Annotated in this window: 9 protein-coding genes and 1 pseudogene; 2 read left to right on the top strand and 8 right to left on the bottom strand. The window is 72.8% G+C overall.

Going from position 1 to position 11,017, the window contains the following annotated elements; all coding sequences use genetic code 11:
* Window positions 1–2: 2 nt before the first annotated feature.
* From AB0H81_RS40685 to AB0H81_RS40695, 3 genes and pseudogenes are all read right to left on the bottom strand, one after another.
* Complete coding sequence (locus tag AB0H81_RS40685; RefSeq protein ID WP_358386533.1) at window positions 3–140, bottom strand: hypothetical protein; 138 nt, start codon at window positions 138–140, stop codon at window positions 3–5.
* 64 nt (window positions 141–204) lie between these two features.
* Window positions 205–1,521: pseudogene (locus AB0H81_RS40690) on the bottom strand (GAF domain-containing protein); the annotation flags it as partial.
* 51 nt (window positions 1,522–1,572) lie between these two features.
* Complete coding sequence (locus tag AB0H81_RS40695) at window positions 1,573–2,334, bottom strand: SDR family NAD(P)-dependent oxidoreductase (protein ID WP_358386536.1); 762 nt, start codon at window positions 2,332–2,334, stop codon at window positions 1,573–1,575.
* A gap of 244 nt (window positions 2,335–2,578) precedes the next feature.
* Here AB0H81_RS40695 and trpD point away from each other — a divergent pair, with 244 nt between their 5' ends.
* Complete coding sequence (gene trpD, locus AB0H81_RS40700) at window positions 2,579–3,613, top strand: anthranilate phosphoribosyltransferase (protein ID WP_358386538.1); 1,035 nt, start codon at window positions 2,579–2,581, stop codon at window positions 3,611–3,613.
* A gap of 63 nt (window positions 3,614–3,676) precedes the next feature.
* On the opposite strand, the gene AB0H81_RS40705 is transcribed toward trpD, so the two are convergent.
* The 3 genes from AB0H81_RS40705 to AB0H81_RS40715 form a co-directional block, all read right to left on the bottom strand.
* Window positions 3,677–5,071, bottom strand: coding sequence for a class II fumarate hydratase (locus AB0H81_RS40705; protein ID WP_358386541.1), 1,395 nt, complete (start codon window positions 5,069–5,071; stop codon window positions 3,677–3,679).
* A 112-nt stretch (window positions 5,072–5,183) separates the two neighbouring features.
* Window positions 5,184–6,719 carry a protein kinase gene (locus AB0H81_RS40710; protein ID WP_358386544.1) on the bottom strand — a complete coding sequence of 512 codons (1,536 nt, stop codon included), beginning with the start codon at window positions 6,717–6,719 and terminating at the stop codon, window positions 5,184–5,186.
* A gap of 34 nt (window positions 6,720–6,753) precedes the next feature.
* On the bottom strand, window positions 6,754–7,884 hold the full coding sequence (locus tag AB0H81_RS40715; RefSeq protein WP_358386547.1) for a serine/threonine-protein kinase: 1,131 nt from the start codon (window positions 7,882–7,884) through the stop codon (window positions 6,754–6,756).
* Window positions 7,885–8,577: 693 nt separating this feature from the next.
* On the opposite strand from AB0H81_RS40715, the gene AB0H81_RS40720 reads away from it, so the two are divergent.
* Complete coding sequence (locus tag AB0H81_RS40720; RefSeq protein ID WP_358386550.1) at window positions 8,578–8,766, top strand: DUF5999 family protein; 189 nt, start codon at window positions 8,578–8,580, stop codon at window positions 8,764–8,766.
* A gap of 16 nt (window positions 8,767–8,782) precedes the next feature.
* Here AB0H81_RS40720 and AB0H81_RS40725 read toward each other — a convergent pair whose 3' ends face one another.
* Together AB0H81_RS40725 and AB0H81_RS40730 are read right to left on the bottom strand one after the other, a co-directional pair.
* The gene (locus AB0H81_RS40725) at window positions 8,783–10,435 is read right to left on the bottom strand and encodes a fumarate hydratase (protein WP_358386552.1); all 1,653 of its coding nucleotides are present in this window, start codon (window positions 10,433–10,435) and stop codon (window positions 8,783–8,785) included.
* 59 nt (window positions 10,436–10,494) lie between these two features.
* The gene (locus AB0H81_RS40730) at window positions 10,495–10,938 is read right to left on the bottom strand and encodes an EamA family transporter (protein WP_358386555.1); all 444 of its coding nucleotides are present in this window, start codon (window positions 10,936–10,938) and stop codon (window positions 10,495–10,497) included.
* Window positions 10,939–11,017 lie beyond the last annotated feature (79 nt).

Here is an 11,017-nt window from a genome sequence, read left to right on the forward strand (position 1 = left end):
GGTCAGCAGCCGCGACCCGGCCGGGATCGGCTCCTCGGGGAAGACGTCCAGGGCGCGCCTTCATCGCCGAAGACGATGCCGCCGGTGGTGCAGGAAACGGGTTGGCCGTCTGAAGTACGCTGTTTGCCGAGGCTTTCCATATCGAGCTGGTTGAGCCACGGGGTAAAGAGGCGCTAGCAGCACGACCTCGCCGGCCCGGCCCGCGGCCAGCCCGTGCCGCACCGCGGCCTGCGACGACGCCCAGAACGCGGCCCGCTCCCGCTGCCCGTCGTGCCGCGCGACCACCACCACGTGCGGCGCGCTCAGATCGACGCCCAGCCGCCGCGCGCGGTCCGCCAGGCCGGGCGTCTCCGGGCGGGAGATCAGGTCGTCGAGGAGCTCGCCCCGCACCCGCCCCTCCGCCTCGGCCACGCTCCGGCGGAACAGCAGCAGCAGCGCGCACACCAGCGCCGCCCGCTCCAGGATCCGCTCGTCGGCGTCGTCACTGCGCAGCACCAGCGTGCACAGCGGCTCCCCGCCGACGTCCACCGACGCGATCCGCAGGTCACCCTTGCGCACCGTACGGCCCAGCGCCCGCGACGCCTGCGCGGCCTCGAACACGCCCGCGTCCAGCTCGCCCACCGCGCCGTCGAGCGGCCCGGCGATCGGCCGACCCAGGTCGTCGAGCACGGCCAGCGAGCCGCCGAGCACGTCGGTCACGACGGCCGCCACGTCCTCGATGCCGCCGCCCCGCAGCACCACCGAGGTCATCCGGTCGTGCGCGAGCGCGGCCCGCTCGACCGCCTCGGCGTGCGCCCGGGCGGTGCGGTGGGCCGTGGACAGCTCCTCCAGCGCGTTGCGCGTCTCCTGGAGCAGCCGGGCGTTGTCGATGGCGACCGCCGCATGCGCCGCCAGGCTCGCCAGCAGCGACACCTCCTCCTGGTGAAAGGGCCGGGCGCTGCGGTCGGCCGCCATCAACACGCCGATCACCCGCTGCCCCAGCCGCAGCGGAACGCCGAGGATCGCGACCAGGCCCTCCTCCTGGACGGCCTCGTCGATGTCGTCCTTGTGACGGAACCGGGCGTCGGCGAAGTAGTCGGCCGTCGCGTACGGGGTCGCCGACTGCGCCACCAGCCCGCCGAGCCCGGCCCCCATGGCCAGCCGCAGCGCGCGGAACTTCGCCGAGATCGACCCGTCGGTGACCCGCATGTACGTGTCGCCCCGCTCGGGGTCGTGCAGGGTCATGTACGCCGTGTCGGTGGCCAGGAGCTGCCTGGCCCGATGGACGATCGCCTCCAGCACCGCGTCGAGGTCGCGCAGCGCCGCCAGGTCGCCGGCCGTGTCGTACAGGGCGGACAGCTCCGCCTCGCGCCGGGCCCGCCGCCTGAGCAGCGCGCGCACCTTGAGCGCCTCGACCTTGGCACGTTCGAGCTCCTCGATCGTCGCCGCGTCGGCCCCCGCGGCCCGCGCCTCGATGATCGGCCCCTCGAACTCCACCGCCGAGGCCTCACGCGCGAGCAACTCCAGAAACCGCGTGCTCACCTGCTTATTGCCTCCACTTCGCGGAGGCGGCTCGGTCGCTCATCCCCGTCACTACCGGGCGGTCCAGCCGCCGTCCAGGGGCAGCGAGACGCCGGTGATGAACGAGCCGCCCGGCCCGCACAGGTACGCGACCAGCTCGGCCACCTCCTCCGGCTCGATGAGGCGCTTGATCGCCGCGGGCCTCAGCATGATGTCCTCGACGACCTTACCGGGGTCGATGCCGTGCGTCCTGGCCTGGTCGGCGATCTGGTCCTCGACGAGCCGGGTGCGCACGTACCCGGGGTTGACGCAGGTCGAGGTCACCCCGTGCGGCGCGCCCTCCAGCGCGAGGGTCTTGGACAGCCCCTCCAGCGCGTGCTTGGCCGTCGTGTACGCCGACTTGTACGGCGAGGCGCGCAGCCCGTGGACCGACGAGATGTTGACGAACCGGCCCCACTCCCGGGCGTACATGCCGGGCAGCACCCGCCGGGCGATGAGGAACGGCGCCTCGACCATGACCCGCAGCATGGCGGAGAACACCTCGGGCGGGAACTCCTCGATGGGCGCCACGTGCTGGAAACCGGCGTTGTTGACCACGATGTCCACGTCGGCGGGCAGCTCCTCGGCGAAGCCCGGCTCGCCCAGGTCGGCCACCACGGCCGTGCCGCCGATCGCGGCCGCCACCTTCCCGGCGGCGTCGCCGTCGCGGTCGACGACGAGCACGTGCGCCCCCGCGACGGCCAGCCGCCGCGCGCAGGCGGCCCCGATGCCGCCCCCTGCCCCGGTCACCAGCGCTGTCCGCCCCGACAGGCCACCGGTCAGTTCGTTCGCCATACCTCGACCCTAAGCCTCGGGTCCCGCATGCAGCATGGGGCCCGCCCACACAGATCATGGTCCCGATGTGTGGGCGGGCCCGGATGGTAAGATCTGCGGCATGACCGCGTATTCGCTCCAGTGGTGGCCCGCCTCCTAGGCGGACCCGCACGCGCATACGCATCCCGGCCGCCTCGACGAGGCGGCCGCCCGCATGTCCGGGACGCCCCCCGTCGAGCACCTCGACCAGCGAAAGGGCGTTCACATGACGATCACCTGGGCCTCCCTGCTCGGCGCGCTCCTCGACGGCTCCTCCCTCCAGGCGCACGAGACCGCCTGGGCGATGGAGCAGATCATGTCCGGCGCGGCGACCGACGCCCAGATCGCGGCCTTCGCCGTGGCCCTGCGCGCCAAGGGGGAGACGGTGGACGAGGTGACCGGCCTGGCCGACGGCATGCTGGCCCGCTCGTACGCGATCAGGGTGCCGGGCGAGACGGTGGACCTCGTCGGCACCGGAGGCGACCGGGCGGGCACGGTCAACATCTCGACCATGGCAGCGGTCGCGGCCGCGGCGGCCGGGGCCCGCGTGGTCAAGCACGGGGGCAGGGCCTCCTCCTCGACCACGGGCGCGGCCGACGTGCTGGAGGCGCTGGGCGTGCGCGTGGAGCTGCCGCCCGCCGAGGTCGTGCGGATCGCGGAGGAGGTGGGCATCACCTTCTGCTTCGCGGGGGCCTTCCACCCGGCGATGAGACACGCCTCGCCCGTCCGGCGCCAGCTCGGCGTGCCCACGTTCTTCAACTTCCTCGGCCCGCTCACCAACCCGGCGCTGCCGGCCGCCCAGGCCGTGGGCGTCGCCGACGCCCGCATGGCGCCGGTGATCGCGGGCGTGCTCGGCGAGCGCGGCTGCTCCTCGCTCGTCTTCCGCGGCGACGACGGCCTCGACGAGCTGACCACCACCGGCCCGTCCACGATCTGGGTGGTACGGCGGGGCACGGTCACCGCGACCCCGTTCGACCCCGCCGACCTCGGCATCCCGCGGGCCCGTCCGGAGGACCTGCGCGGCGGCGACGCCGGGCACAACGCCGCGGTGGCCCGCGCGGTCCTGGCGGGCGAGCCGGGGCCGGTGCTCGACATCGTGCTCCTGAACGCCGCCGCCGCGCTGGTGGCCGCCGAGGGCGCCCCGCCCGCCGCCGAGCTGACGCCGGCTCTGGAAGCGGCGCGCAAGCGCGCGGCCGACGCGGTCGACTCGGGCGCCGCCGCCGCGCTCCTCACCCGCTGGGCCCGCGCCACCACCCGCTGAGCCCCTGCCACGGCGTGCCTCCGCCTCGCGGTGTGCCGGCCGCCCGGCGGAGCCCGGGGCCGGTCAGTCCTTGCCGGAGTTCGTCATGGCCAGCACGTCGAGGACCGCGTCGAGCTGCTCCTCTGTGATCTTGCCGGACGCCACGTGGCCGCGCTCGACGACCACCTCCCGGATGGTCTTGCGCTCGGCCAGGGCCTGCTTGGCGATCCGCGCCGCCTCCTCGTAGCCGACGTACCGGTTGAGCGGCGTGACGATCGACGGCGAGGACTCCGCGTACTCGCGCAGCCGCTCGACGTTGGCCGTGATGCCCGCCACGCAGCGGTCGGCGAGCAGCCGCGAGACGTTGGCGAGCAGCCGGATCGACTCCAGGATGTTGCGCGCGATCACCGGGAGCTGCACGTTGAGCTCGAAGGTCCCGGAGGCGCCCGCGAACGTGATGGCGGCGTCGTTGCCGATGACCTGCGCCGCCACCATGGCCGTGGCCTCGGGGATCACCGGGTTGACCTTGCCCGGCATGATGGACGAGCCGGGCTGCAGGTCGGGCAGGCTGATCTCGCCGAGGCCGGCGCGCGGCCCGGAGCCCATCCAGCGCAGATCGTTGGCGATCTTGTTGAGGGAGACCGCCACCACCTTGAGCTGGCCCGACAGCTCCACGATCGAGTCCTGCGCGCTCTGCGCCTCGAAGTGGTCCAGCGCCTCGCGGAACGGGATGCCGGTGGCCTCGCGCAGCTTGGCGATGGCCTTCTCGGCGAAGCCCGGCGGGGTGTTGATGCCGGTGCCCACGGCCGTGCCGCCGAGCGGCAGCTCCAGCACGTGGCCGAGCGCCGACTTCACCCGCACCAGCCCGTGCTCGATCTGCGAGGCGTAGCCGCCGAACTCCTGCCCGAGCGTCACCGGCGTCGCGTCCATCAGGTGGGTCCGTCCCGACTTCACCACCTGGTCGAACTGCAGCGCCTTGGCCCGCAGGCTCGCCGCCAGGTGCTCCAGCGACGGCATCAGGTGGTAGGTCACCTCGGTCGCCGCCGCCACGTGGATGGAGGTGGGGAAGACGTCGTTGGACGACTGCGAGGCGTTGACGTGGTCGTTGGGGTGGACGGACCGGCCCAGCCGCTCCTGGGCCAGGTGCGCGATGACCTCGTTGGCGTTCATGTTGGACGAGGTGCCGGAACCCGTCTGGAAGACGTCGATCGGGAAGTGGTCGTCGTGCTCGTTCTCGGCGACGTCGGCCGCGGCCTGGGCGATCGCCTCGGCCAGGTCCTTGTCGAGGACGCCGAGCTCGGCGTTGACCTCGGCGGCCACGGCCTTGATGAGGCCGAGCGCGGCGATGTGCGACGGCTCCAGTGGCCGTCCTGAGATCGGGAAGTTCTCGACCGCCCGCTGGGTCTGCGCGCGCCACCGGGCGCCGGCGGGCACGCGCACCTCGCCCATCGAGTCTGTTTCGATACGGAACTCGCTCATGCCCCCAGTCTGTCCCACGAGGTCCGTCTCAAGCCGGTCCGACAGGACGGCGGAGGCGCGGGCCGCCGGGGCGCACGGTCAGGCCGACAGGACGGCGGGGTGCGCTCGCCGGTCAGCCCTGCAGGACGGCCACGATGAGGATGGCGATCATCACGGCGGCCGCGGCGGCCACTCCCATGAGGATGAGCATGCCCGTGCGGTTGCCCGTGGGGCGCTCCTCGGGGCCCGCGATGGCGAACAGGTCGGTGCCGAGCCCCTTGGAGTCCGGCCGCTCCATGGGCATGCCCTGCGGTCCCTGGGGGCCCGGGGGATGGCCGGGTCCCGGGTGGGGCATCGCGTGCCCGGCGGGCACCGGCCGCGGGGGCTGCCCGCCCGGCGGCATGGGACGGCCGGGCTGCTGCCCCGGCGGGCCGGCCGGCGGGTAGACCTGGTGGCCGGGGGAGGCGTTGGAGGGCCGTGGCACCTGGATCCGCTGGGTGCTCATGGCGCCCTCGTCGACGGGGGCGCCCGGCTGCGGGCGGCCCGGGAGCGGCGTCTTGGGCCGCTTCAGGCTCACGGTGCGCTCGGGATCGAGCCCGGCCTGACCGCCCTCGCCGCCGGAGCCCTGCGCGGCGGGGCGCCCGCCCGGCGCGCCGTGCGGGACGGCGCTCTGCGGGCCGGAGCCCGGGGCGCCGGCCGGCCGGCCGCCCTGAGGACGCGCGCCCGCTCCCTGCTGGGGGCCGGACGCCCCGGGCGTCCGGGAGCCGCTGGCGGGGTTGGTGGCGTCGGGCACAGAGGCCTCCTGGCCGGTCAGGCTCTCGGCGGTGATGACCGGCATCTCGTGGGTGGGGGTGTCGGCGACCATCCGCAGCATGGTCTCGGCCTTGGCCGCGTTCAGCCGCTTCTTGTAGTCCTTGTGCAGCAGCCCGGTCAGCACGGGCCCGAGCTGTCCCGCCTGGGTGGGCGGGTCGGCGTTCTCGCTCAGCAGCGCCGCGAGCGTCTCGGCGATCGAGGCCCGCTCGTACGCGGGACGTCCCTCGACGGCGAAGTACAGCGTCGCTCCGAGCGACCAGATGTCGGACTCCGGGCCGGTGTACTCGCCCCGGGCCCGCTCCGGCGCGGTGTAGCCGGGGGAGCCGATCACCATGCCGGTCTTGGTGAGCTTGGGGTCGCCCTCGGCCTTGGCGATGCCGAAGTCGGTCAGCACCACGCGGCCGGTCTCGGTGATGAGCACGTTGCCCGGCTTGACGTCGCGGTGCGTGATGCCCTGGGCGTGCGCGGCGCGCAGCGCGCCGAGCAGGTCGACGCCGATCTCGGCGACCAGCCGGGGCGGCAGCGGCCCCTCCTCGTCGATCACCTGCTCCAGGGACCGGGCCTCGACCAGCTCCATGATGATCCAGGGGCTGCCGTCCTGGATGAGCACGTCGTGGATGGCGGCGACGGCCGAGTGGCTGATGCGTGCGGCGATGCGGCCCTCGCGGACCATGCGCTCGCGCAGCTCGGCCCGCTGCTCCTCGGTGAGTCCGGAGTCCTGCCGGATCTCCTTGACCGCCACTTCGCGACCGAGGGCGCGGTCCCTGGCACGCCACACCGTGCCCATCGTCCCCCGCCCGAGCGGGGAGATCAGCTCGTAGCGCTCGGCGAGCACGCGTGTCTGGTGTTCCGGCATGAGAAGAAGATATCTATTTCGCTTGGAAAGTGCTTTAGCCTCGCTTGCGAAGTTCTCTTGGCCAGAACCGTCGAGGAAGGCACAACTTTATCACCGTCGTCATGAAGCGGGCATAAATCGAGGGAACCGCTGGTCGGGGCTCCATCCGCCGGCGATGGACGCCCTCACCGGGCCTGCGCTCCTGCCTCGGAGAGGACACCGGTGCCGGCGCCGCCATCGTGTCGGCCTTCCCCATGGCGTCGGCCCGGTGCAGCCCGCGGTGCGCGGGCCTGCGTGGGAAAGAGGGCACGGTCACCGCCTGCGCCTGCCGTACCGGCCGGCGGGAGGCCAGCGGCTCCTCGGCCGCGCCGCCCGCGGCGACGCGCGCCAGCATGAGCGAGGCGCGCACGGAGTCGAGGCGGGTCTGCGGGTCGATGCGGAGCAGCGCGTCGAGCACCGGCGCGAGCGGGCCGGCCTTGGTCATGGGGATGGGCTCGCCGCTGGTCAGCGCGGCCAGGGCCGCGGCGGCCGTACGCCGGCCGTGCAGGCCCCGGCCCTCGACGGCGGTGTAGAGGGTGGCGCCGAGCGACCACAGGTCGCCGGCGGGGCTGGCCTTGGCGCCGAGGACCCGCTCCGGCGCGATGTAGCCGGCCGAACCCAGCACGATGCCCGCCTGGGTGATCGAGACGTCGCCCTCCAGCGCCGCCAGGCCGAAGTCGGTGAGCACGGCCCGGTCGTCGGTGACGAGCACGTTGCTGGGCTTCACGTCGCGGTGCAGGATGCCCTTGGCGTGGACGGCGCGCAGCGCGCCCAGGACCTGCCGGCCGATCTCCGCGACACGGCGGGGATGGAGCGGTCCTTCCTGCTGGATCAGCTGCTCCAGGGACCGGGCGTTCAGCAGCTCCATGACGATCCACGGCCGGTCGTCCTCGGTGACGACGTCGAACACCGTGATGACCGACGGGTGCGCCACCATCGCCGTGGCCCGGCCCTCGCGCTCGGTGCGGGCGCACAGCTCCGCCCGCAGCTCCTCGTCGAGCACCGTCGGCAGGCGGACCTCCTTGACCGCGACGTAGCGGTCGAGCAGCTCGTCGTGCGCCCGCCACACGGTGCCCATGCCGCCGCGTCCGACAGGTTCGAGGAGCCGGTAGCGCGCGGCGAGAAGGTAACCGGAGGGCGCACGCATGCCTGGCAGCTTACCTATTTGTGTAAACCGACCAGTAGAGGCCCGGCCGATAAAATGTTGCGAATCCAAGTCAACCCGTCTGACTCGCCATGTCAGCGAGCCCGCTCAGCGCGTTCACGGGCACGCGAAGCGTCGTGCCCGTCCCACATGGTGGGGTCCCGGGTGGCCCCGCCGCAAGGGAGCCGCGGGACCCGCTCGTCCGCGCCCGCCGCCCGTCCCGCTCGGAGCCGCCGGGGCTCCCGGCCCTTCCCGGCCGGGGCGGAATGGCGTTCTCCCAGCTCCGAGGCCCTTTCCGAGTCGGCCTGCCGGGCTGGGGAGAAATGCGTTTTACGCCGATAAAGGGGTTCGTGCCGCCAGGGCAAGGGTTACACCGGGAACTCTGGGGTGCGGTAGGCCGGTTGTAAGGGTGTCGTAAGGGGGTGGGGGCAGAGTGAAGCTACTTACGAAGCGACTCCTCAAGAATCCGGAAAGTGTCCGCCACGATCGGCAGAATGGGGAGCACGCGTCGGAGGTACGACCAAGTCAGCGACCATGACGGCTTCACCCGAAGGACGTGATGAGGATGCGCCAGACCCAGGTTCGCCCCCGGCCGAGGAAGCCGGCCGGCCCCTCCCTCGACCTTCGCACGCCGTCGGGGCGCAAGCTGCCCTTCTGAAAACCCCCATCGCAGGAGCGTCCTCTGAGAGGTGCACGATGTGCAGTCACTTCCCCGTCTGCCCCGCCGCCGGATCGCCCGACCGTGAGGCGGCCCACGTGATCTCGGCCCACCCCGACCAGGGCTGGAGCCTGCTCTGCAACGGCGTCGTGCTCTTCGAGGACACCGGCCTGCTGCTGCCCGACGGCAGTGTCGTGGCGCCCCACCGCGCCCCCGCGCTCGCCTGAACGCGGGGTGCTCGCGCTAGCGGCGGCCGATCGACAGCACCGGGCCCGTGCGGTCGGTGAAGAAGTCGTCGCCCTTGTCGTCCACGACGATGAACGCGGGGAAGTCCTCCACCTCGATCTTCCACACCGCCTCCATCCCCAGCTCGGGATACTCCAGGACCTCCACCTTCTTGATGCAGTCCTGCGCCAGCCGGGCCGCGGGGCCGCCGATGGAGCCCAGGTAGAAGCCGCCGTGCTGCTGGCACGCCTCGGTCACCTGCCGCGACCGGTTGCCCTTGGCCAGCATGACCATCGACCCGCCGGCCGCCTGGAAGCGCTCCACGTACGAGTCCATCCGCCCGGCCGTGGTCGGGCCGAACGACCCCGACGCGTAGCCCTCGGGCGTCTTGGCCGGCCCCGCGTAGTAGACGGCGTGGTCCTTCAGGTACTGCGGCATCTCGCCGCCGTTGTCGAGCAGCTCGGCGATCTTGGCGTGGGCGATGTCACGGGCCACGACGAGCGGGCCCGTGAGGGAGAGCCGCGTCTTCACCGGGTACTTCGTCAGCTCGGCGAGGATCTCCGGCATGGGGCGGTTGAGGTCGATCTTCACCACGTCGTCGGAGAGGTGCTCGTCGGTCGTCTCCGGCAGGAAGCGGGCCGGGTCGGTCTCGAGCTGCTCCAGGAAGACGCCCTCCGGCGTGATCTTGGCGAGCGCCTGCCGGTCGGCCGAGCAGGAGACGGCGATGGCCACGGGGCAGGAGGCGCCGTGACGGGGCAGGCGGATGACCCGCACGTCGTGGCAGAAGTACTTGCCGCCGAACTGGGCGCCGATGCCGAGCTTCTGGGTCAGCTCGAAGACCTTCGCCTCCAGCTCCAGGTCGCGGAAGCCGTGCCCGGAGGGTGATCCCTCGGTGGGGATCGAGTCGAGGTAGCGGGCACTGGCGTACTTGGCCGTCTTCAGGGCGTACTCCGCCGACGTGCCGCCGACGACGATCGCCAGGTGGTACGGCGGGCAGGCGGCGGTGCCGAGCGAGCGGATCTTCTCCTCGAGGAACGCCAGCATGCGCTTCTCGTTGAGGACCGCCTTGGTCTCCTGGTACAGGAACGACTTGTTGGCCGAGCCGCCGCCCTTGGCCATGAACAGCAGTTTGTACTCGTCGGGGTGGCCGTGGGGGTCCTCGGCGTACAGCTCGATCTGGGCGGGCAGGTTGTTGCCCGTGTTCTTCTCCTCCCACATGGTCAGCGGGGCCATCTGGGAGTAGCGCAGGTTGAGCCGGGTGTAGGCGTCGTACACACCCCTGGCGAGGTGCTCGGCGTCGCGGCCGTCGGTCAGCACGTGACGGCCGCGCTTGCCCATGACGATCGCGGTGCCGGTGTCCTGGCACATGGGCAGCACGCCGCCGGCCGAGATGGAGGCGTTCTTCAGCAGGTCGAGCGCCACGAACCGGTCGTTGCCGCTGGCCTCGGGATCATCGATGATCTTACGGAGCTGGGCCAGGTGCGACGAGCGCAGGAAGTGGGAGATGTCGTGCACGGCCGTCTCGGTGAGCAGCCGCAGCGCCTCGGGGTCGACCTCCAGGAACGTACGGCCGGCCGCCTCGACTCTCCGCACCCCCTCCGACGTGATCAGCCGGTACGTGGTGTCGTCGGCGCCCAGCGGGAGAAGATCGGTGTAGTCGAACTCGGCCATGCCCATCCTTTCGATCCCCCAAAGCGTACGCCCACGCGGGGCGCACTCCCGCCCGGCCGTCAGGCGCGCTCGGCCACCAGGCGCGGCCGGGAGCCCGGCGGGACGGCGGGCGGCGCGGGACGGCGGGCGGTGAGGCCGATGACGATGCCGCCCACCGCCAGCCCCGCGCCCAGCAGGTCGTAGCGGGACGGCGTCGCGATCCCGAGCACCGCCCCCGTCGCGATGGCCCCCACCGGGATGAGACCGGCGAACAGCCCCGCCGGCCCCGGCCCGAGCCGCGGCAGCGCCGTGTACCACAGGAAGAACGCGACCACGGTGACCACGAGGGCGAGGTAGGCGAACCCGGCCGCCTCCGCGACGCTCGGCGCCCTCAGCATGCCGGAGCCCTCCCGGAGCAGCCCGATCACGGCCAGTACGGGCACGGCCAGGGCCGTCGAGTACGCGCTCACCCGCATCGCCCCCAGCCGTGGCAGCAGCGGGATGGCCAGCAGCGAGAAGGCGATCTCCCCGGCGAACGCGCCTGGCGGCCGGTGGAAGCTCCACCGGCCGCCTCGTCGCGCGGGTCACTTGGGGCGACGGAAG

Source organism: Nonomuraea sp. NPDC050691 (genome assembly GCF_040654455.1).
Taxonomy (GTDB): Bacteria; Actinomycetota; Actinomycetes; order Streptosporangiales; family Streptosporangiaceae; genus Nonomuraea.